Source organism: Variovorax sp. VaC1 (assembly GCF_043658315.1).
Lineage (GTDB): Bacteria > Pseudomonadota > Gammaproteobacteria > Burkholderiales > Burkholderiaceae_C > Variovorax.
In genome coordinates this window covers 531496-553435 of sequence record NZ_JBIGLT010000007.1, presented here as the reverse complement: position 1 = coordinate 553435, position 21940 = coordinate 531496, and the positions used below count along the sequence as shown (strand labels likewise).

The 21940-nt window shown below is 67.2% G+C and carries 19 protein-coding genes and 1 riboswitch; of the genes, 13 read left to right on the top strand and 6 right to left on the bottom strand.

Annotated features, from left to right (window positions below):
- Positions 1-195: 195 nt before the first annotated feature.
- Positions 196-1119, bottom strand: coding sequence for a LysR family transcriptional regulator (locus ACGLHS_RS27940; RefSeq protein WP_093247135.1), 924 nt, complete (start codon positions 1117-1119; stop codon positions 196-198).
- Positions 1120-1221: 102 nt separating this feature from the next.
- Here ACGLHS_RS27940 and ACGLHS_RS27935 point away from each other — a divergent pair, with 102 nt between their 5' ends.
- Positions 1222-1659 (top strand): PACE efflux transporter, encoded by a 438-nt coding sequence (locus tag ACGLHS_RS27935; protein WP_093247134.1) that lies wholly within the window; start codon positions 1222-1224, stop codon positions 1657-1659.
- Between the two features lie 12 nt (positions 1660-1671).
- Here ACGLHS_RS27935 and ACGLHS_RS27930 read toward each other — a convergent pair whose 3' ends face one another.
- A complete protein-coding gene (locus tag ACGLHS_RS27930) occupies positions 1672-2604 on the bottom strand; it encodes a lipase secretion chaperone (protein WP_394485105.1) in 933 nt (310 codons plus the stop codon).
- 14 nt (positions 2605-2618) lie between these two features.
- Complete coding sequence (locus ACGLHS_RS27925; protein ID WP_093247132.1) at positions 2619-3665, bottom strand: triacylglycerol lipase; 1047 nt, start codon at positions 3663-3665, stop codon at positions 2619-2621.
- Between the two features lie 133 nt (positions 3666-3798).
- A riboswitch (S-adenosyl-L-homocysteine riboswitch) is annotated at positions 3799-3874 on the top strand.
- Between the two features lie 73 nt (positions 3875-3947).
- On the opposite strand from ACGLHS_RS27925, the gene metH reads away from it, so the two are divergent.
- The 4 genes from metH (at position 3948) to ACGLHS_RS27905 (ending at position 9966) form a co-directional block, all read left to right on the top strand.
- The gene (metH, locus tag ACGLHS_RS27920) at positions 3948-6662 is read left to right on the top strand and encodes a methionine synthase (protein ID WP_394485102.1); all 2715 of its coding nucleotides are present in this window, start codon (positions 3948-3950) and stop codon (positions 6660-6662) included.
- A gap of 66 nt (positions 6663-6728) precedes the next feature.
- Positions 6729-8555: an ArnT family glycosyltransferase gene (locus tag ACGLHS_RS27915; RefSeq protein ID WP_394485100.1), complete on the top strand. Its 1827-nt coding sequence runs from the start codon at positions 6729-6731 to the stop codon at positions 8553-8555.
- Positions 8552-9577, top strand: a complete 1026-nt coding sequence (locus tag ACGLHS_RS27910; RefSeq protein ID WP_394485098.1) for a glycosyltransferase — start codon at positions 8552-8554, stop codon at positions 9575-9577. The genes ACGLHS_RS27915 and ACGLHS_RS27910 overlap by 4 nt, the downstream gene beginning before the upstream one ends.
- Positions 9574-9966, top strand: a complete 393-nt coding sequence (locus ACGLHS_RS27905; RefSeq protein WP_394485096.1) for a GtrA family protein — start codon at positions 9574-9576, stop codon at positions 9964-9966. The genes ACGLHS_RS27910 and ACGLHS_RS27905 overlap by 4 nt, the downstream gene beginning before the upstream one ends.
- Positions 9967-10096: 130 nt before the next feature.
- Here ACGLHS_RS27905 and ACGLHS_RS27900 read toward each other — a convergent pair whose 3' ends face one another.
- From ACGLHS_RS27900 to ACGLHS_RS27890, 3 genes are read right to left on the bottom strand one after another with little or no spacing between them, the layout of a single operon-like run.
- Positions 10097-11296: an amidohydrolase family protein gene (locus tag ACGLHS_RS27900; RefSeq protein ID WP_394485093.1), complete on the bottom strand. Its 1200-nt coding sequence runs from the start codon at positions 11294-11296 to the stop codon at positions 10097-10099.
- Positions 11251-12015 carry a TetR family transcriptional regulator gene (locus tag ACGLHS_RS27895; protein ID WP_394485091.1) on the bottom strand — a complete coding sequence of 255 codons (765 nt, stop codon included), beginning with the start codon at positions 12013-12015 and terminating at the stop codon, positions 11251-11253. Before ACGLHS_RS27895 ends, ACGLHS_RS27900 begins: the two co-directional genes overlap by 46 nt.
- A 22-nt stretch (positions 12016-12037) precedes the next feature.
- Entirely contained in the window at positions 12038-12811 is a 774-nt protein-coding gene (locus ACGLHS_RS27890) for a ferredoxin--NADP reductase (RefSeq protein ID WP_394485089.1), read from the bottom strand.
- Between the two features lie 303 nt (positions 12812-13114).
- On the opposite strand from ACGLHS_RS27890, the gene ACGLHS_RS27885 reads away from it, so the two are divergent.
- The 8 genes from ACGLHS_RS27885 to ACGLHS_RS27850 all read left to right on the top strand — a co-directional run bounded on the left by ACGLHS_RS27885 (position 13115) and on the right by ACGLHS_RS27850 (position 21928).
- Positions 13115-14752 (top strand): 6-hydroxynicotinate reductase, encoded by a 1638-nt coding sequence (locus ACGLHS_RS27885; RefSeq protein ID WP_394485087.1) that lies wholly within the window; start codon positions 13115-13117, stop codon positions 14750-14752.
- Between the two features lie 161 nt (positions 14753-14913).
- Positions 14914-15819 carry a UPF0280 family protein gene (locus tag ACGLHS_RS27880; RefSeq protein ID WP_394485085.1) on the top strand — a complete coding sequence of 302 codons (906 nt, stop codon included), beginning with the start codon at positions 14914-14916 and terminating at the stop codon, positions 15817-15819.
- A 21-nt stretch (positions 15820-15840) separates the two neighbouring features.
- A complete protein-coding gene (locus ACGLHS_RS27875) occupies positions 15841-16482 on the top strand; it encodes an amino acid synthesis family protein (RefSeq protein ID WP_093247121.1) in 642 nt (213 codons plus the stop codon).
- A 53-nt stretch (positions 16483-16535) separates the two neighbouring features.
- Positions 16536-17120: an amino acid synthesis family protein gene (locus ACGLHS_RS27870; RefSeq protein WP_394485083.1), complete on the top strand. Its 585-nt coding sequence runs from the start codon at positions 16536-16538 to the stop codon at positions 17118-17120.
- A 64-nt stretch (positions 17121-17184) separates the two neighbouring features.
- A complete protein-coding gene (locus ACGLHS_RS27865) occupies positions 17185-18393 on the top strand; it encodes an ABC transporter substrate-binding protein (RefSeq protein ID WP_394485080.1) in 1209 nt (402 codons plus the stop codon).
- Positions 18394-18477: 84 nt separating this feature from the next.
- Positions 18478-20406 (top strand): ABC transporter permease, encoded by a 1929-nt coding sequence (locus tag ACGLHS_RS27860; protein ID WP_394485078.1) that lies wholly within the window; start codon positions 18478-18480, stop codon positions 20404-20406.
- Positions 20403-21197 (top strand): ABC transporter ATP-binding protein, encoded by a 795-nt coding sequence (locus ACGLHS_RS27855; RefSeq protein ID WP_093247117.1) that lies wholly within the window; start codon positions 20403-20405, stop codon positions 21195-21197. The genes ACGLHS_RS27860 and ACGLHS_RS27855 overlap by 4 nt, the downstream gene beginning before the upstream one ends.
- A complete protein-coding gene (locus ACGLHS_RS27850) occupies positions 21194-21928 on the top strand; it encodes an ABC transporter ATP-binding protein (RefSeq protein ID WP_093247116.1) in 735 nt (244 codons plus the stop codon). The genes ACGLHS_RS27855 and ACGLHS_RS27850 overlap by 4 nt, the downstream gene beginning before the upstream one ends.
- The last annotated feature ends 12 nt before the right edge of the window (positions 21929-21940 follow it).

Sequence of the window (21940 nt, the reverse complement as noted above, 5' to 3'; positions counted from 1 at the left end):
CGGCCGTGGCCGCCGGGCCCCGGTTTCCGTCCACCCGGACCGGGCTTCCGACCAGGGCCGGGTCCGCGCCCGCCGGTGGACCCTGGTTTCAGGCCGCCCCGGCCGCCGGGCTTCCGGCCCGGCGGAGGTGGTGGGCACCCGCACGGCGGTGGCGGCGGGCATCGGCACTGACTGACCGACTGAGCAGGGCGCGCGCTATCCGGCCTTGGCGGGCTGGGCGCCGGCGGCCGCCTGGCGGTCCCGTGCGATCAGCGCCACGAAGCGCTGGGCGCCCAGGCCCAGCGGGCGCTCTCTCGACCACACCAGATCGACCCACAGGTCGAGCCCGTTGCTGAGGTTCTCGAAAGGAATCTCGACCAGCGCGCCCGCTGCCACGTGCGGTCGTGCGAAGTTGCGCGGCAGCCAGCCCCAGCCGAGCCCGGCGGTGATCAGGCTCAGCGCCGCCAGCGCGTTGTCGGTGCGCCAGACATGGCGCGCGAACACGAAGCGCGGGTCGCTGGTGGTGAGGTCGCGCCCGGCGACCACGATCTGCCGGGTGTTCGTCAGGTGCTCTTCGCGCAGCCGGCCGCCGGAGGCCGCGAGCAGCACCGGATGGTCGGGCGCCATCACGGCCACCATGATGTCGCTGCCGACCTCCTGAAAGCCCTCGCGGCCGTCCAGGCTGGGGCGCTCGAACACCAGCGCCAGTTGCGCGCGGCCGCTGTGCAGCAGGTCGAGCGCGTCGGCCTGCGGGGCGGCCAGCACTTCCACCTGCAGCAGCGGGTATTCCTGTGCCAGTTCGGACAGCTGGCCGCTCCAGGGGGCGGCCAGCAGCTCGGGCGCGATGGCGAGCGTGAGCCGGTCTTCCAGCCCCTGCGTGAGCGCCAGCGCCTGCACCTGCAGTTGCTTGAGCTGGGCGGCCAGCAGCCGCGCCTGTGGTTCGAGCGAGCGGGCGGCGGCGGTCGGCTGGGGCTCGCGGCCGCTGCGGTCGAACAGCGGCAGGTCGAGCTCCGCTTCGAGGTTGGCGATGGCCATGCTCACGGCCGACGGCACCCGCCGCAGGGCCCGCGCGGCGGCCGAAAAAGAGCCGTGGTCGATCACGGCCAGGAAGACTTCGACGTTGTCGCTGGAGAAGGCCATGGCACCGATCTATCAGTAAAACTGAAACAAGTTAACTTTTTATATCAGCAAATAGCAAATAAAGTCCACCCCATCGCAGTCAAACATCTCAGTGAGCAAGTCATGCAAGGCATTCAGCGTCGCATCGTTTACATCTCCCTTTACGAAGGCATCGCCATCGTGGCCGCCAGTGCCGGCCTCGCACTGATGACGGACGCCGGCCTCGGCCATTCCGGCATGCTGGCGGTGGCCGCCTCGGTCATCGCGGTGCTCTGGAACCTGGCGTTCAACGCCCTGTTCGAGCGCTGGGAATCGCGCCAGGCCGTGCGCGGGCGCAGCGTGCGCCGCCGGATCGCCCACGCCATCGGCTTCGAAGGCGGGCTGATCGCCTTCCTGGTGCCGATGTTCGCGTGGGGCCTGGGCGTGTCGCTCTGGCAGGCGCTGGTGATGGACCTGGGGCTGGTGGTGTTCTTCCTGGTCTACACCTTCATCTTCAACTGGGCCTTCGATCGCGTGTTCGGTCTGCCGGCCTCGGCCATGGGCGAAGCGCAACCCGCGTAAGCCTGCGCTTACTTAACCGCCTTGCCGCGCCGGTTTGGACGCGGCAGCCGAGCGCATCGCCAGGGCACCGCTCAGGCGAAGGCGCTCGGTGTCGTTGAAGAGCGTCTCGCGCAACTGGGCCTGCTCGGCTTCGGAGGCGTTGGCGTAGCGGTCGAGCCGGGCATTCCACTCCTGCGTTTCCTGGTCGAGCGTCGCCAGGCCGCGCGCCACTTCGTAGCCGTAGGCCTCGCTGCGCGCGGCAAAGCGCTCCTGGGGGCTGGCGCCGCGCGCGTCCAGCGCCTCGGTCTGGCGCATCACGTCCAGGTGCGCCACCGATTCCTTGCGCACCTCGCGCTGTTCCGGCGACAGCCAGGCCTGCTCGCTTTTCGCGAGGGCCGCGGCCCGCTGCTCGGGCGTCAGGGCGGTGTTGGCGAGCAGTTCCAGCTTGTCGGCCATGAAGTTGTCCTGCCGGATCTGGTCGCCGAACAGGCCTTCGATTTCCTCGGGTGCGAAGTACTGGCGGCGCAGCGCCTCGCGCGCCTGCAGGCTGCGGCGCAGGTAGGCCGCGTCGCCGGGCGTGGGCGGCTGCATCGCCTGCATGGCTTCCTGCAGGTCGACGTAGCGCTCCAGCAGGCCCAAAGCGCGCACGCGCCAGTCTTCGCGCAGGTACTTGGCGAGCAGGGCGGGTGCCCTGGCCATCAGGGTGGCCTTGCTGTCGGCCTGTGCTTCGGCGAGCACCTTGTCGAAGACGGAGACCAGGTCGCTGGTCAGCAGCGCATCGGGGGCGGCGGGCGCCTGTGCCGGGCGTGGCTCGGGGCTTGCCGTGGGCCTGGCTGTGGTGGCCACGGCGTCGCGGGTGGCCGCCGGCGATGCATCGGTCGCGTCGGGCCCGGCCGCGAGCCAGCCACCGCCGACGGCGATCAGCAGCGCCCCGCCGGCGGCCCAGAAAGGCCATTGCCTGCGCATGCCCGCGCCCGCCTTCAGAGGCCCACGCTCTTCAGCCGCGCGGCCTGTTCCTTGAAGATTTCCGGCGGCTTCTTCTCGTAGTACGGGAACTGGCTGCCATAGGTGTTGCCCAGCACCTGGTTGACTTCGTCCAGATGGTTCTGGCGGTAGTCGCCCAGGTGGGTGCCCAGGCGCGTGGTGCAGACCGCGAGCAGGCCGTCGTTGGCTTCGCCGAAGAAGAAGAGCGTGCCCAGCGCCGACAGGGCGCCGTCGCTCGGGTCGAACAGGCTGAAGCCGGTCGAGACGCCCGACCACGAGTAGTAGCGCACGCCGTTGACCGTGGCCGCGCCGCTCTTGACGTCGCACGAGGAACCGGGGGCAGGGCGCCCCTGCGGGAATTTCTTGTCGAAGGCCGCGCCGCCCGCGGTGGTGAGCGAGGCGAGGGCGTTCAGCGGCACTTCGGGCAACTGGCTCGGGTCCTTGCCGGAGAGGAAGCCGATCACGTTCGTCAGCAGCCCGATGGCGGTCACGGCCACGCCTTGCGCAAGGCTGCCGTCGGGCAGCTTGGCCAGCAGGTCCGCCACCTTCGAGCCGCCGTTCGCACCGCCCACCGACGTGACCGACGCCACCATGTCGGGCGCCACCGCCGCAACGTAGCGCACCGTCGGCGCGCCCTGCGAATGGCCGATCAGGTTGAACTTGAGCGTGGGGTTCTTCTCGAGCACGCGGATGGTCTTGAGCTCCTGCAGCAGCTGCTCGCCACGGATCTCGGAGGTGTTGGTGCCCGACACCTGGGCCACGTAGACCTTGGCGCCCGCACCGGCCAGCTTGCCGGGAATGTCGTAGAAGTAATCGACACCCAGCAGGTTGTCGAAGCCCAGCAGGCCGTGGACCAGCACGATCGGGTACTTGGTCTTGGCCTCGTCGGATGTCGCGCGGGCCTGGACCAGCGTCGATGTTCCGCTGGCGGCGGCATGGGCGTTGTGCGTCAGGGCCGCTGCGGCCATGAGGCCGCAACAAAGCGCCACGGCGCGCATCGGGTTGGCTGCAAGCTGCAGTCGGGCGTTCCACTTCCTGGCCATCTGGCGCTCTCCCTTACGTTGGTTGAAAAACACGAACGTTCGTTCAGAAACGGTGGCCGCATTCTGTGGATGCACGCCGAAATGGAAACTGGGGTTTTCCCCGGGGCTGACCGAATCGCCCTAAAATGCGCGACTTCCCAAGGAGCGTTGCAGCGGCTTGCCACAGAGGCAAACCGTCAGGCTTGGGGCGACAACGACGCTCGCCTGTTCGACTGTTCCGCAGGTGAGGCCATGTCCCAGATTCCCGCTTCTTCCTCCTCTTCTTCTCCCGTTCCTCCGCCCATGAAGCTGTCCGGTCTCGAACCGGTCGCCATCGGCGAGGGCACGCTGTTCGTCAACATCGGCGAACGCACCAACGTCACCGGTTCCAAGGCCTTCGCGCGGATGATCCTGAACGGCCAGTTCGAAGAGGCCCTGGCCGTCGCGCGCCAGCAGGTCGAGAACGGCGCGCAGGTGATCGACATCAACATGGACGAGGCCATGCTCGACAGCAAGGCCGCCATGGTCCGCTTCCTGAACCTCATCGCCAGCGAGCCCGACATCGCGCGCGTGCCGGTGATGGTCGACAGCTCCAAGTGGGACGTGATCGAGGCCGGGCTGCGCTGCATCCAGGGCAAGGGCATCGTCAACTCGATCTCGATGAAAGAGGGCGTCGACAAGTTCAAGCACGAGGCCAAGCTGGTCAAGCGCTACGGCGCCGCCGCCGTGGTCATGGCCTTCGACGAGAAGGGCCAGGCCGACACCTACGAGCGCAAGGTTGAGATCTGCGAGCGGGCCTACCGCATCCTGGTCGACGAGGTGGGCTTTCCGCCCGAAGACATCATCTTCGACCCGAACATCTTCGCCATTGCCACCGGCATCGAGGAGCACGACAACTACGCGGTCGACTTCATCAACGCCGTGCGCTGGATCAAAGAGAACCTGCCGGGCGCGAAGGTCTCGGGCGGCGTGAGCAACGTGAGCTTCAGCTTCCGCGGCAACGACCCGGTGCGCGAAGCAATCCACACCGTGTTCCTGTACCACGCGATCAAGGCGGGCATGGACATGGGCATCGTCAACGCCGGCATGGTCGGCGTGTACGACGACCTCGAACCCGAACTGCGCGAGCGCGTCGAAGACGTGGTGCTCAACCGCCGCCCTGACGCCGGCGAGCGCCTCGTCGAAGTGGCCGAAACCGCCAAGAGCGGCGCGAAGGACGACAGCAAGAAGCTCGAATGGCGCGGCACGCCCGAGAACCCGGTGCACGTCAACCAACGCCTTTCGCATGCGATGGTGCACGGCATCACCGACTTCATCGTCGAAGACACCGAAGAGGCCTACCAGCAGATCCTTGCCAAGGGTGGGCGACCGCTGCACGTGATCGAAGGCCCGCTCATGGACGGCATGAACATCGTGGGCGACCTGTTCGGGCAGGGCAAGATGTTCCTGCCGCAGGTGGTGAAGTCGGCGCGCGTCATGAAGTCGGCCGTGGCCCACCTCATTCCGTACATCGAGGAAGAAAAGCGCCAGGACGAGGCCGCCGGCCGCGACGTGCGCACCAAGGGCAAGATCATCATCGCCACCGTGAAGGGCGACGTGCACGACATCGGCAAGAACATCGTCACCGTCGTGCTCCAGTGCAACAACTTCGAAGTGGTGAACATGGGCGTGATGGTCCCGTGCCACGAGATTCTTGCGAAGGCGAAGGTCGAGGGCGCGGACATCGTGGGCCTGTCGGGCCTCATCACGCCGAGCCTCGAAGAAATGCAGTACGTGGCCGGCGAAATGCAGAAGGACGACCACTTCCGCATCAAGAAGATCCCGCTGCTCATCGGCGGCGCCACCACCAGCCGCGTGCACACGGCCGTGAAGATCGCGCCGCACTACGAAGGCCCCGTGGTCTACGTGCCCGATGCTTCGCGCAGCGTGAGCGTGGCGCAGTCGCTGCTGAGCGACCAGGCCACCGCGTACATCGACGAGATCAACGCCGACTACGAGAAGGTGCGCGTCCAGCACGCCAACAAGAAGCAGGTGCCGATGTGGCCGCTGGCCAAGGCGCGCGCCAACAAGACGCCGATCGACTGGACGAACTACACGCCGCCTTGCCCCAAGTTCATCGGCCGGCGCGTGTTCAAGAACTTCGACCTCACCGAACTGGCCAAGTACATCGACTGGGGCCCCTTCTTCCAGACCTGGGACCTGGCCGGCCCGTTCCCCGCCATCCTGAAGGACGAGATCGTTGGCACCGAGGCCGTGCGCGTGTACGCCGACGGCCAGCGCATGTTGAAGCGCCTGATCGAAGGGCGCTGGCTCAGCGCCAGCGGCATCGTCGGTTTCTGGCCCGCCAACACGGTGAACGACGACGACATCGAGCTGTACACCGACGAGACGCGCAGCGAAGTCGCGCTCACCTGGTACGGCATGCGCCAGCAGACCGAAAAGCAGGTGATCGACGGCGTGATGCGCCCCAGCCGCTGCCTGGCCGACTTCGTCGCGCCGAAAGATAGCGGCCTGAAAGACTACGTGGGCATGTTCGCGGTCACCGCCGGCCTGGGCGTCGAGAAAAAAGAGAAGTACTTCATCGACGACCTGGACGACTACTCGGCCATCATGCTCAAGGCCCTGGCCGACCGGCTGGCCGAGGCCTTCGCCGAGGCATTGCACCACCGTGCGCGCACCGACTTCTGGGGCTACGCGCCCGACGAAGGCCTGAGCAACGAGGACATGATCGGCGAGAAGTACCGCGGCATCCGCCCCGCGCCAGGCTACCCGGCCTGCCCCGACCACAGCGTGAAGCGGCCGATGTTCGACCTTCTGGCGTGCGCGGACATTGGCATGACCCTGACGGAAAGCCTCGCTATGATGCCCGCCGCCAGCGTGAGCGGCTTCTACCTGGGCCACCCCGAGGCGACGTACTTCAACGTCGGCAAGATCGGGCACGACCAATTGCAGGACCAGGCCGCGCGACGCAAGGAAAGCGAATCCGACCTCGAGCGTCTGCTGGCGCCCAATCTTTGAGCGTTCTTCTTTGAACCTGCCGGCCGGCGTGGCCGCCCGGCACCGGGAGTTGTTATTCAGAAGCTGATGTTTGCAGCCGCGCACTACGCGGCACTGGCGATTTTCGTGATCAGCTGCTGGGGTGCCGGACGCGCCGTGCTGGCCCGCCTGGCGCCGCCGCCCCGGCGCGACGCGTGGCTCGAAGGCGCCGTGGCCGTGGCGCTTGGCGTCGGCCTTTTCATCTGCGTGTTCCAGGCGCTGGCCATCTTCGGTGCCTTCAAGGTCGAGGCCACCATCGCGCTGGTCGCGGCCGGCGTGGTGGCCGCTGCCTTGCAATTGCCCGCATGGCTGCGCGAGCAACGTGCGCTGCGCGCCCATGCCGCCGTGGCACCGTGGACATGGTTCGACAGGGTCGCGATGGTCGCGCTGGCGCTGGTTGCCTTGCCCGCGCTCGTCGCGCCGCTCGCACCGCCCGCCGCCTTCGACGAGCTGATGTACCACCTGCCCTATGCGCGCGAGGTCGCGCAGAACGGCTCGCTGGGCATCCACGCGTGGCTGCGCTACCCCTGGTTCCCGTACAACTACAACCTGCTCTACGCCGCCGCGCTGCAGGTGGGCGACGACGTGCTGCCGCACTTCCTCAACGGGCTGGCGGGTGCGTTGTCGGTGGTGATGGTGCTGCGCCTGGGCACGCTGCATGCCAGTCGGCTCACCGGCCTTGTGGGTGCGGCCATCTGGCTGGGGCTCGGTGATTATTCGAACGCGCTGATCGACATGGGCGTGGCGCTCTTCGTGCTGACGGCCTGCGTGTCGCTGTGGTGGTGGCGCGAGTCCGAGCCCGTGCACAGCGGCGCGCGCTGGCTGGCACTGGCTGCGTTCTTTCTGGGGCTGGCGGCCGGCTCGAAGTACCAGGCGCTGGTCTTCCTGCCGCTGGTGGCGCTGTTCGTCGTCTGGCACGAGCGCCGGCCGAAGGTCTGGGCGCTCGCGCTGCTGTGCTTCGTGATTCCGTGCCTCTACTGGTACGCGCGCAACGCCGTCATGACCGGCGACCCCTTCATCCCCATCGGCGCCCGCGTTTTCGGCTTCACCGAATGGGTGCCCGAGGACTACGTGCGGCAGGTCGACGACGTGCGCGCGCACGCGGCCATGCCGAACCCGCTCATCTGGCTGGTGGTGCTGGCGCCCTTCAGCGTGTTCTGGAAGCGTTCCGCGGCGGTGCGCGCGGCGGGCTGGTTCTGCCTGTACTCGGTGATCGTGTGGGCCGTGACTTCGCGCTATCCGCGCTACCTGATGGCCTCGTTTCCGCTGCTCGCGATGACGGCGGCCGTGGGCTGGCAGGTGTTCTTCGGTTGGATCGCCGCAGGTGTGCGCCGCGTCTTCGGCGCGAAGCGCACGCCGGCCACCGAAGCCAACACCGCATTCACCGGCGCCATGAGCCGCAACACCGCGCGCTCCGGCGCCCGCGTCGGCGACTGGGTGGCCGTGCTGCTGCTCGCCGTGCTGGCCGCCGTCGCCGTGCGCCAGACCGCGGCCAAGGTGGCGATGATCTCGCCCGACCCCGAGGCGCGCGAAGCCTTCCTGCGCAAGAACGTGCCGGGCTATGCCGTCATGGACTACATGCGCCGCAACGCCACCGGCCGCGTCTACCAGATCGCGCTGAGCGAGGCGATCTACTACGGCCCGAACCCGATCTGGGGCGATACGCTCGGCCCGTGGCGCTATGCCGACTTTCTCTTGCTGCCGCCCGCCGACATGGCGCGCAAGCTGGCCCAGCAGGGCTTCGCCGCCATCGTCATGTCGCCGGAGATGGTGCCGATCTTCACCACGCGGCCCGGCTTCGACACCCATTTCAACCTGCTGCTCGACAAAGACGGCAGCCGGGCCTACAGCATCCTTCCGAGCGCAGCACCATGACCGACGCCGATCTCTCCGCCGCCTCCTTCGCCGCTTCTTCCGCGAGCCGAAGCCGCAGCGGTGCGGCGCTGCGCATCGCCGCCGTCATCCCCTGCTACAACGAAGCGTTGGCCATCGCGCAGGTGGTCGAGGGCTTCCGCGCGGCGCTGCCCGAGGCCGAGATCCACGTCTTCGACAACAACTCGACCGATGACACGGCAGCCGTGGCACGCGCGGCGGGCGCCATCGTCACGCACGTGGCGGCGCCCGGCAAGGGCAACGTGGTGCGGCGCATGTTCGCGGACGTCGAGGCCGACGTGTACGTCATGGTCGACGGCGACGCCACCTACGACACCGGCGCCGCGCGCCGCCTGATCGACCGGCTGGTCGACGGCAACCTCGACATGGTGGTCGGCAACCGGGTCGACGACGGCCAGGACGCGCAGACCTACCGCAAGGGCCATCGCTTCGGCAATCGCCTGCTCACCGGCGCGGTGGTGCAGCTTTTTGGCGGCGGCCTCACCGACATGCTCTCGGGCTACCGCGTGTTCTCGCGGCGCTATGCGAAGTCGTTCCCGGCACTGTCGCGCGGCTTCGAGACCGAGACCGAACTCACGGTGCACGCGCTCGAACTGCGCATGCCTTACGCCGAGGAAAGCACCGCCTACAGCACGCGGCCCGAGGGCTCGCACAGCAAGCTCTCGACCTACCGCGATGGCTGGCGCATCCTCAAGGCCATCTGCAAGCTCTTCGTGAGCGAGCGGCCGCTGCAGTTCTTCTCGATCATCGCGGCCCTGCTCATGGTGGCATCGATCGCGCTGGCCGTGCCGCTGCTCATGACCTACATGCACACCGGCCTGGTGCCCCGGCTGCCCACGGCTGTGCTGTCCACCGGCGCGATGCTGGCGGCGATGCTGTCCTTCGTGTGCGGCATCGTGATGCACACCGTCACGCTCGGCCGGCAGGAGGCCAAGCGCCTGTGCTACCTGGCCATACCGGGTGTGCGCGACCGCATCACGCAGCAGCAGCAACAACAACGATGAAGCTCGGCCGCGAGTTCCTCTCGTTCGCCGTGGTCGGCGTGATCGGTCTCGTGGTCGACGTGGTGCTGCTGTACCTGCTGGCGCCGATGCTCGGCTGGTACGTGGCGCGGGTCGTCTCGTTCCTGGCGGCCGCCACCACGACCTGGGCCTTCAACCGTCGCTACACCTTTGCCACGCGCGTCTCGGCAAAGGGCTCGATCTGGCGTGAGTACTTCAGCTACCTGGCCACCATGGTCGCGGGCGCCGTGCTGAACTACGGCGCCTATGTGCTGACACTGCACTGGGTCGAGGGGCGCTGGGCTGCCGCGCTGGGCGTGGCAGTGGGCAGCATCGCGGGGATGGGCGCGAACTTTCTGTCGGCGCGCTTCCTGGTCTTCCGTTCGAAGTAACCGTCTTGCTCCCTCCCCCTCTGGGGGAGGGCTGGGGTGGGGGCACGCGGCGCATCCATCGGGCATCCAGCCTGCCCCCATCCCAACCTTCCCCCAGAGGGGGAGGGAGAAAGAGGAAGCACTGACGCTCTCAGTGCGCGCCCGACACCACTACCGGAATCTCTGTCGCGGGCGGCGTGTTGCGGCTGCGGCCGCAGCGCACGATGCCGTCGATCATCACCATGCCCACGCCCGGGATGTCGCCGAGCTGCACGCTTTCGAGCAGGCCCGGCGCGGGCGAGTGCTGCGCGCGGTCCATGAAGACAAAGTCGGCATCGCGACCCACTTCGACCAGCCCGCAGTTGAGCTTGCGGATCTTCGCGGTGTTGCCGGTGGCAAAGCAGAACACCAGCTCGGCCGGGATGTTCGCGATCGACGACAGCATCGCCACCATGCGCAGGATGCCCAGCGGCTGCACGCCCGAGCCCGCGGGCCCGTCGGTGCCCAGGATCACGCGGTGCAGGCACTTCAGTTCGAGCGCGGCCTTGGCTGCCGCGATGGCGACCTTCTCGTTGCCGTTGTGCACGATCTCGATGGCGCGCGAGCTCTTCTCGCACAGCTCGCACACATGCGCCTCGGGCAGCGAGGTGTGGCCGCCGTTGATGTGGCCGATGATGTCGGCGTCGGCTTCGAGCACCACGTCCTTGTCGATCAGGCCCGAGCCCGGGATCGACGGGCCGCCCGTGTGGATCGTGCTCTGGATGCCGTACTTGCGCGCCCAGGCCACCATCTCCTTGGCCTCGTAGCCGGCCTTCACCGAGCCCAGGCCGACTTCGCCGAGCAGGCCCACGCCGGCTTCGGCGAGTTCCTTGAAGTCGCTCTCGACCATGCCTTTTTCGATGACCGGCGCGCCGGCCAGCACCTTCACGCCGCCGGGGCGGAAGTTGTCGAAGGCGCGCTGCGCGGTGATGGCCAATGCCTTCAGGCCGACGATGTCCTTCGGGCGGCCGGGCAGGTGCACTTCGCCCGCGGAAATCATCGTCGTCACGCCGCCGTGCATGGTCGAGTCGATCCAGCCGATCTGGCCCTGGCGCGGCGTCCAGTCGCCGAACACCGGGTGCACGTGGCTGTCGATCAGGCCCGGTGCCACGCAGGTCTTGCGCGCGTCGATGACGGTCTGGGCGCCTTCGAGGTCGCAGTCTTTCTCCTTGCCGACCGCGACGATCAGGCCGTCGTTCACCACGATGGTGTCGGCGTCGAGGATGGGCTTGTCGATGTCGCCCGAGAGCAGCAGCCCGATGTTCTTTATGACGACCTTGCCCGACTTTGCGCCGGCTGCGATTTCTGCCATTTCGTGGTGTCCTCGTCGTGGGGTGGGGAGTTGTTGTCTTGTATGTCGTCCGCGCGCACGGTGCGCAGCACGGTCTCGATCACGAAGTCTTCCCAGTGCGTGATCGCCTCGGGCGATTCCAGCGGCTCGCCGAGGAAGGCGGTCAGCGTGTGCCGGTTCGAGGTGTAGAAATAGCCGGTGGACGCGATCAGCAGGTAGATGTCGCGAGCCACGAGGTCCTTGCGGAACAGGCCCTGCGAAGAACCGCTGGCCAGGATCTCGGAAATGATCGCCACCGCCCGCGACGAATACTCGCGCGCCCGCAGCGACTTCGAGATGTGCCGGCCCTTGTGCAGGTTCTCGGTGTTCAGCAGCGTCACGAACTCGGGGTTCTTGCGGTAGTAGCCGAGCACGAAGCGGATCACTTCGGTGAGCGCTTCCACGGGGCGGCTCGCGTCGAGCGCAATGGCGGCCTCGGCATCGTCCATGCGCTGGTAGATGCCTTCGAGCACCGCGATGAAGAGGCCTTCTTTGCTGCCGAAGTAGTAGTAGATCATCCGGTCGTACGACTTGGCCGCCTTGGAGATCTTCTCCACGCTGCCGCCGTCGTAGCCGTACTTGGCGAACACCTTGGTCGCCGACTTCAGGATGCTGTCGCGCGTGGCCTGCGCCGCCGCCTCGCGCACGCCGATGCGGCGCTGGGGCTTGGTCAACTTCGTGGCGGTGCGGCTGTCGGCCATCGTGCGCGCGGCGTCTCTTGGCTTACTTTTCTGCGAAGGCGCGTTCGACGACGAAGTCGCCCGGCGTCGAGGTGTTGCCTTCCTTGAAGCCACGCGCCTCGAGGATGTGCTTCAGGTCGACCAGCAGGCCGGGGCTGCCGCACAGCATGACGCGGTCTTCCTCGACGTTCAGGGGCGGCAGGCCCAGGTCATCGGTGAGCTTGTTGCTCTCGATCAGGTCGGTGATGCGGCCCTGGTTGCGGAACTCTTCGCGCGTGACCGTGGGGTAGTAGAGCAGCTGCTTTTCGATCATCTCGCCCAGGATCTCGTGCTTGGGCAGGTGGTCGGTCACGAGGTCGTGGTAGGCCAGCTCGTCGACCTGGCGCACGCCGTGCACCAGGATGACCTGCTCGAACTTCTCATACGTCTCGGGGTCGCGGATGATGCTCATGAACGGTGCAAGGCCGGTGCCCGTGCCGAACAGGTACAGGCGCTTGGCGGGCAGCGTGTAGTCGATCAGCAAAGTGCCGGTGGGCTTGCGGCCCACGATGATGGTGTCGCCCACCTGGATGTGCTGCAGCTTCGAGGTGAGCGGGCCGTCTTCCACCTTGATGCTCAGGAACTCGAGGTGCTCCTCGTAGTTGGGGCTCACGATGCTGTAGGCGCGCAGCAGGGGCTTGTTGTTGACCTTCAGGCCGATCATCGTGAAATGACCGTTCGAGAAGCGCAGCGCCGCATCGCGCGTGGTGGTGAAGGTGAACAGGCGGTCGGTCCAGTGGTGGACGCTCAGGACGCGTTCTTCGCTGAATGCACTCATACAGAACTCAAGTGTTGGTTGAAAACAGAGGAAGGTGGCTGAGCCGAAATGCACGCCTGTGGGGCGGCAACCGTCGGCCGGCTTCGAACCCTCCATTGTCGTTGGTCGGCAAAAACCCCGAGAGAAAACACCATTGCAAGCATCGGGCCCGTTTGCTACATTGACCTCGAATGTAGTGAACGCAACATGAAAGTGTAGGGAATGCTACACAAACGGCAGTCGACGCACAAGCGGGCAGACGGCACGTTTGTTGCAACCCTCGCCGGACGGTATTGCCCGACACACGCCCACGAGATCGCCCCGATGACAGAACACACCAAGACAGACGGATTGCCCGGCATCGACATGCCGGTGGTTGCCGAAGCCGGCAGCAGCGCCTTCGGCAAGGCGCCGCCGCGCAACGAGCGCATGAGCACCGCCAAGGTCGAGTGCAACGCCTGCCCCGTGCTGTGCCAGATCTCCGACGGCCGCACCGGTGCCTGCGACCGCTATGCCAACAAGGAAGGCGTGCTGGTGCGTGTCGACCCCGTGGTGCTGCTGCGCCGCGCAATCGCAGCCGATGCGCCCGCGCTGGTGCCGTTCAATCGCACCACCGAAGAAGCCGCCACCACAGCCGATGCAGCGGGCGCAGTGGCCGCACCCGACTGGAACGGCGACCTGCTGCACGCCGACGAAGTCTTCGTCACCGGCGTGGGCTCGTCCACCACCTACCCCGACTACAAGCCCGCCCCCTTCATCGTGGCTTCCAAAGCCCGTGGCGTCGACATGGTCACCGTCGTCACCGAGGGCATCTTCAGCTACTGCAGCTTCAAGGTGAAGATCGACACCGACCGCTTCCTCGGCTCCGAGCAGGCCAACGTGCGCTACCGCGGCGAGGTCGTGGGCCACGTCACCACGGCCGAATACGGCTCGCAGATGCTGTCGCTGGGCGGCGTGCATCACCTCACCGGCGGCAGCAAGAAAGAGGGCCGCATGACGGCCGAGCTGATGCAGCTGCTGGGCAACAAGAAGGCGGTGGAATGCACCATCGACGGCGGCTCCACCCTCGTCATCCAGGCCGGCAAGGCACCCATCGTCAACGGCGTCGAAGAGCAGCGCATGCGCGTGGGCTGCGGCTCGGCGGCGGTCGGCATCTTCGCGCGCCAGTTCGCGGGCGTGGCCGACGAGGTGGTGGTGGTCGACGACCACATCACCGGCGTGCTCACCGAGCACCAGGCCGGCCGCTGCCTCGACATGTCGCCCTCGGGCATCCAGATGCTGGGCCGCAAATCGACACCGGGGCGCTACTTCCAGGTGGCGAACCCGGGCAACGGCTGGGGCGGCACCGACATCGCCGATCCGCTCGCGATCATCGAAGGCTGGGAAGAGGGTGTCGCGCGCCCCGGCCTGCGCCTGCTCATGACATCGACCACCGGCGAGCATGCGCAGTGGTACGTGCTCGACGAGGCGCTCAAGCCGGTCGAGCACCCGATGCCGCCCGAAGTGAAGCGCATCGTTGATCGCATCGGCGAGAACTGCGAGCCGTCGCTGTGCACCGTGTTGTTCCTCGGCGGCGCCGGCGGCAGCCTGCGTGCAGGCGTCACCGAAAACCCGGTGCTGCTCACGCGCGCCATCAAGCGTGCGCTGGTCAACGTCACCTGCGGCGGCGCGCCGGCCTATGTGTGGCCCGGCGGTGGCATCACCGTGATGGCCGACGTCATGCGCATGCCCGACAACAGCTTCGGCACCGTGCCCACGCCGGCCATCGTGGCGCCCATCGAATTCAGCATGCGCCGCGACGACTACGAAGCGCTCGGCGGCCACATGGGGCACATCTTCTCGCTCGAACAGGCGCTTGCGCGCGGTGCGTGGCAGGAAGACGGCGCGCCGCTCGCGCGGCAGTGGCTCGCGATCGACGAGGCCAATCCGTGGCCGCTCGGTCACGCGCCGATGCTGGGTTGAAAAATGCCCGCGTCGATGCGCGCCGTGGTTCTTGCTCCTTCCCCCTCTGGGGGAAGGCAGGGATGGGGGCGGGCAGAGCGCCCGATGGCCGCGCCGCGTGCCCCCACCCCAACCCTCCCCCGGAAGGGGAGGGAGAAATGCGCACCCCTCGAGGGCGAGCCATGACCGCCCAACGCACAGCGCTCGACAACGACCGCTGGCATTTCAACCACGGCCCCATCGACATCGTGGCCGAAGCGCACGGCGACCGGTACGCCGTCGCGGCCGCGCACGACGCGGCCTGGGCGCGCTTCTCGCACGTGCTCGAAGAGCTGGTGCAAGAGCTGCCGCTGCTGCGCCTGCCGGTCACCGACAAGCTGCGCCCGCGCGGCGTCATCGCACGCCGCATGTGGGACGCCTGCGCCGCGTTCTCGCCGATGTTCATCACGCCGATGGCGGCGGTCGCGGGTGCCGTCGCGCAGGAGCTGATGCCCTTCTACGAGCGCCCCGGCATCGAGCGTGCATGGATCAACAACGGCGGCGACATCGCGCTGCACCTCGCGCCCGGCCAGAGCGCGCGCGTCGGTGTCTTCGCCGACATCGCGCGTTTCGACTGGCGCGAAAACAGCGGCCTGCTCACCACCGACGGCCAGTTCGAGCTGCACGCCGACCAGCCCGTGCGCGGCGTGGCCACCAGCGGCTGGCGCGGCCGCAGCTTCTCGCTGGGCATCGCCGACAGCGTGACGGTGCTGGCCGCCACCGCAGCGCAGGCCGACGCCGCCGCCACCGTGATCGCCAACGCCGTCGATGCCGACGACCCCGCCATCCGCCGCCGCCCCGCGAACGAATGCAAGGACAACAGCGACCTGGGTGACACCCTCGTCACCGTCGACGTGCCGCCGCTCGCACCGTCGCAGGTCAGGAGCGCACTCGATACGGGCGCGATCTGCGCGAAGGTGCTGCAAAAAGGCGGGCTCGTGTGGGCCGTTCTACTCGTTTGCCAGGGGCAGTGGAAACTCGTCGAGCCCTTATGCTCGAAGGCGCTCAAGAGCAAGCTGCCCAAGACAGTTGGTTCAGTATTTGCTTAACGAAAAGCAAGGTTCTTTTTCATGATCGAAATCCGTCGCGTCTTCACCCATGTCGAGCACATTCACCACGAGTTCGGACCGCGTGCCGACACGCCGTTGGTGCGCGGTGCCATCGGCGCCGTGCTGACCAATCCCTTCGCCGGCCGCTACGAGCCCGACATCCTTCCGATGATGGCGCTGCTCGACCCGGTGGGCGTCGACATGGCGCACAAGCTGCACGCCGCCATGGACGTGCCGCTCGACCAGATCGCCACCTACGGCAAGGGCGCCATCGTCGGTGCCGACGGCGAGCTGGAGCACGGTGCGCTCTGGCACGTGCCCGGCGGCTACGCCATGCGCGAACTGCTCGGCTGGAAGGGCAGCCGCGCGGCCTACACCGCGGGCAAGGCCGAAGAAAAAACCGGCCAGCCCGGCAATGCGCTTTCCATCGTGCCTTCGACCAAGAAGGTCGGCCCGCCCGGCGCCGCGCTCGACGTGCCGCTCACCAACATCAACGCGAGCTACGTGCGCGGCCAGTTCGACGCCATCGAAGTGCGCGTGCCCGGTGCGCCGGCTGCCGACGAGATCGTCTTCATCCTCGCAATGAGCACCGGCTACCGCGTGCACGCCCGCGTCGGTGGCCTGCTCGCGAAAGACATCAGCAAGTGGGACGGCCTGCGCTGATCCCCGCGCGCACAAAGACAAGCCAAAGAGACAAGACAAGGACCACACAGAACATGACCGCCAACATCCGCAAGCTCGTCATCCAGGTCGATGAAACCCGCAAGGAAATGGGCCAGGACGTGACGCCGCCCACGCGCCGCGCCGTCGCCATCGCCGTCATCGAGAACCCCTACGCCGGCCGCTACAGCGAGAACCTCGACGAGCTCATCGCCATCGGCGAAGAGCTCGGTGCGCTGCTCGGCCAGAAGGCCGTGAAGGCGCTAGGCATCGAGCCCGGCCAGGCGCAGAGCTACGGCAAGGCCGCCATCGTCGGCGAGCGCGGCGAGCTCGAACATGCCGCCGCCATCCTGCACCCCAAGCTCGGCGCGCCGCTGCGCGTGGCCGTTGAAAAGGGCGCGGCGCTCGTGCCTTCGGCCAAGAAGCAGGGCACGCTCGGCACCGCCATCGACGTGCCGCTCGGCCATAAAGACGCCGCCTTCGTGCGCAGCCATTTCGACGCCGTCGAAGCCCGCGTATCCGACGCGCCGCGCGCCAACGAAATCGTGGTCGCCGTGGCCGTCACCGACAGCGGCCGCCCGCTGCCGCGCATCGGCGGCCTGCAGGCCAGCGAGATCAAGGGCGAAGACGGCCTTCGCTGAGCCGGCCGCTTTCGCACCACCGTCACAACATCGTGTTTATTGTTCGAACCCAAGGAGCTTCCCGATGATTCCATTGCGCCATGTTTTCTGCGCTGCTTCCGTCGTCACGCTGGCCACAGCGGCCCTTGTCCCCGCGCATGCGCAGGGCGTGATCAAGATCGGTGAAATCAACAGCTACAAGGCGCAGCCCGCCTTCCTGGAGCCCTACAAGAAGGGCATGGAACTCGCGGTCGACGAGATCAACGCCAAGGGCGGCATCAACGGCAAGAAGATCGAGCTCATCAGCCGCGACGACAACGCCAACCCCGGCGACGCCGTGCGCGTGGCCGAAGAACTGATCTCGCGCGAAAAGATCGACGTGCTGGCCGGCGCTTTCCTGTCGAACACCGGCCTGGCGCTGGCCGACTTCGCCAAGCAAAAGAAGTTCTTCTACCTGGCCGCCGAGCCGCTCACCGACAAGATCGTCTGGAGCAACGGCAACAAGTACACCTACCGCCTGCGCCCCTCGACCTACATGCAGGTCGCGATGCTGGTGCCCGAGGCCGCCAAGCTCAAGAAGAAGCGCTGGGCCATCGTCTACCCCAACTACGAATACGGCCAGTCGTCGGTCGCCACCTTCAAGACGCTGCTGAAGGCCGCGCAGCCCGACGTGGAGTTCGTCGCCGAGCAGGCGCCGCCGCTGGGCAAGGTCGATTCGGGCAGCGTGGTGCAGGCCCTGGCCGATGCCAAGCCCGACGCGATCTTCAACGTGCTGTTCGGTGCCGACCTCTCCAAGTTCGTGCGCGAAGGCAACACGCGCGGCCTGTTCAAGGACCGTGAAGTCGTCAGCGTGCTGACCGGCGAGCCCGAGTACCTCGACCCCCTGAAGGACGAAGCGCCCAACGGCTGGATCGTGACCGGCTACCCGTGGTACGGCGTGAAGACGCCCGAGCACAAGGCCTTCCTCGACGCCTACCAGGCCAAGTTCAAGGACTACCCGCGCCTGGGCTCGGTGGTGGGCTACAGCGCCATTCACTCGATCGCGGCCGGCATCAAGAAGGCCGGTGGCACCGACACCGAGAAGCTCGTCGCGGCCTTCAAGGGCCTGCAGGTCGACTCGCCCTTCGGCAAGATCAGCTACCGCGCGCAAGACAACCAGTCCACCATGGGCGCGTATGTCGGCAAGACCAAGAACGATGGCGGCAAGGGCGTGATGGTCGACTACGTCTACCTCGACGGCGCCAAGTTCCAGCCTTCGGACGACGAAGTGAAAAAGATGCGCCCTGCGGACTGACCGCACGGCTCCTGCAACGCGCCGCTCACCGCCGGCAGCCGGCGGTGAGCGGCGCGGATGTCTCCAGTTTCCTCAGGGTCCTTCATGAGCTTTTCAGGCTTCGTTGTTCAGTTGCTCAACGGGTTGGCCGGCGCGTCTTCGCTCTTCTTCGTGGCGGCCGGCCTCTCGTTGATCTTCGGCGTGACGCGCATCGTCAACTTCGCCCATGGGTCGTTCTTCATGGTCGGCATCTACCTGGCGTATACGCTCGTCGACAAGCTGGGTTCGAGCCTGGGCTTCTGGCCCGCGCTGCTGATCGCGGCGGTGGCGGTCGGCGTGCTCGGCGCGCTCATCGAAGTGCTGCTGCTGCGCCGCATCTACAAGGCGCCCGAGCTGTTCCAGCTGCTCGCGACCTTCGCGCTGGTGCTGGTCATCAAGGACGCGGTGCTGTGGCTCTGGGGCCCTGACGAACTGCTCGGCCCGCGCGCGCCGGGCCTCAGGGGCTCGGTCGAAATCCTGGGCCGGCAGTTTCCTTCCTACGACCTGTTCCTGATCGTCATCGGCCCGGTGGTGCTGGGCCTGGTGTGGCTGCTGCTGACGCGCACGCGCTTCGGCACGCTGGTGCGCGCCGCCACGCAAGACCGCGAAATGGTCAGCGCACTGGGCGTCAACCAGGCTTGGCTTTTTACCGCCGTGTTCGCGCTTGGCGCCTTGCTCGCCGGCCTCGGTGGCGCACTGCAACTGCCGCGCGAACCCGCCACGCTCGAGATGGACCTGAACACCATCGGCGCCGCATTCGTGGTGGTCGTGGTGGGCGGCATGGGCTCACTGCCCGGTGCCTACGTGGCCGCGCTGCTCATCGCCGAGATCAAGGCCGTGTGCATCTGGCTCGGCGTGGTGCAGATCTTCGGCATCGACGTGTCTTTCTCCAAGCTCACGCTGATGGTCGACTTTCTGGTCATGGCCATCGTGCTGGTGTGGCGCCCGTGGGGCCTGTTCGGCCGGCCGCAGGCGCCGAGCCGCTACGTGGGCATGCAGGAAGAGCCGCTGCGCCGCCCGAGCAACGCCTACCTTGTCGCTGCCGCGGTGCTGGCGCTCATGCTCGCCGTGCTGCCGCTGCTGACGGTGAACTCGCCCTACACGCTGGTGCTGATGATCGACCTGCTGATCGCCGCGCTCTTCGCCACCAGCCTGCACTTCATCATGGGGCCGGCCGGCATGCACTCGTTCGGCCATGCCGCGTACTTCGGGCTCGGTGCCTACGGCGCCGCGCTGCTGGTGCGTGCACTGCACCTGCCGATGGAAGTCGCGCTCATCGCCGCGCCGATCGTGGCGGCGCTCGGCGCGCTGGTCTACGGCTGGTTCGCGGTGCGGCTGTCGGGCGTGTACCTGGCCATGCTCACCTTGGCCTTCGCGCAGATCACCTGGGCCATCACCTACCAGTGGGACAGCTTCACGGGCGGCAGCAACGGCCTGACGGGCGTGTGGCCTTCCGAGTGGCTCTCCGACAAGCAGGCCTACTACTGGCTCACGCTGGTGCTCGTCGGTTTTGGCGTGTGGTGGCTGCGGCGCGTGCTGTTCTCGCCCTTCGGCTATGCGCTGCGCGCGGGCCGCGACTCGGTGCTGCGCGCCGACGCCATCGGCATCGACGTCAAGCGCATGCAGTGGGCCGCATTCGTGATCGCGGGCACGGTGGCCGGCCTGGCCGGTGCGCTCTATGCCTTCTCGAAGGGCAGCATCTCGCCCGAGAGCCTGTCGGTCGGCAAGTCGGTGGACGGCCTCGTGATGGTGCTGCTCGGCGGCATCCAGACGCTGGCGGGGCCGGTGGTCGGCGCCATCACCTTCACCTGGCTGCACGACACCGTGGCGCGCAACACCGACTACTGGCGCGCGATGCTCGGCGCCATCATCCTGATCCTGGTGCTGCTGTTCCCGCAGGGCATTGCGGGCTCGATCAAGCAACTGACGGATCGGTGGCGTGCGCCGAAGAATGAAGCAGACGCTGAAGCCAAGCTCAAGGAGGTGAAAGCATGAGCCTCCTCAAGGTCACCAACCTCGGCAAATCGTTCGGCGGCGTCAAGGCCGTGGACGGCATCAGCTTCGAGCTGCCGCCCGGCGAACTGCTCGCGCTCATCGGCCCGAATGGCGCAGGCAAGTCCACCACCTTCAACATGGTCAACGGCCAGCTCAAGGCCGACCAGGGCTCGATCACGCTCGACGGCCAGGAACTCGTGGGCCGCAAGCCGCGCGAGATCTGGCGCAAGGGCGTGGGCCGAACCTTCCAGATCGCCGAGACCTTTGCCTCGCTCACCGTCGTCGAGAACGTGCAGATGGCGCTGCTCTCGCACGACCACAAGCTGTTCTCGATGTGGCGCCGCGCCGCCGACCACAAGCGCGACGAAGCGCTGGCGCTGCTCGACCAGGTCGGCATGAAGTCGCAGGCCGACCGGCCCTGCAGCGTGCTCGCCTATGGCGACGTGAAGCGCGTCGAGCTCGCCATCGCGATGGCCAATTCGCCCAAGCTGCTCTTGATGGACGAGCCCACCGCCGGCATGGCGCCCAAGGAGCGCAACTCGCTGATGGCGCTGACCAAGGACCTGGTCATCCAGCGCGGCATGGCCGTGCTGTTCACCGAGCACAGCATGGACGTGGTGTTCGCGTACGCCGACCGCATGATCGTGCTGGCGCGCGGCCGCCTCATCGCGCAGGGCAAGCCGCTGGAAATTCGCGACCACCCCAAGGTGCAGGAGGTGTACTTCGGCACCGGCAAGACCTTCGAGAAGAAGATCGCCGAAAAAGCGGCAGCTATTGGAGAAGCGGCATGAGCACGCACGAACCCCTGCTGGAAGCCAAGGCCCTGTGCGCCTGGTACGGCGCCGCACAGATTCTTTATGACGTCGACCTCGACGTGCGTCGCGGCGAAGTGGTCGCGCTCATGGGCCGCAACGGCGCGGGCAAGTCCACCACGCTGAAGGCGCTGATCGGCATGCTCGCCAAGCGCCGCGGCGCGGTGCGCTTTCTCGGCCACGACATCTCGAAGAGCGAGCCGCACCACGCGGCGCGCCTGGGCCTGGGCTTCGTGCCCGAAGACCGGCGCGTGTTCACCGACCTCACGGTGATGGAGAACCTCGAAGTCGGCAAGCAGCCCGCGCGCCGCTGGGCCGACGGCACCGATGCGCCGCTGTGGTCGCCCGAGCGGCTGTTCAAGCTGTTCCCCAATCTCGGCGAAATGCCCAACCGCCCCGGCGGCCGCATGAGCGGCGGCGAGCAGCAGATGCTGACCGTGGCGCGCACGCTGATGGGCAACCCCTACCTCGTGCTGCTCGATGAACCTTCCGAGGGCGTGGCGCCGGTCATCGTCGAGCAGATGGCGAACATGATCCTGGAACTGAAGGCGCAGGGCGTGAGCATCCTGCTGTCGGAGCAGAACATGCACTTTGCCGAACTGGTGTCCGACCGCGCCTACGTGCTCGAGAAGGGCCAGATCCGTTATCACGCGACGATGGCCGAGTTGGCGGCCAACGACGAAGTGCGCCGTGCGTATTTGAGCGTCTGATTTTTCTTCAAC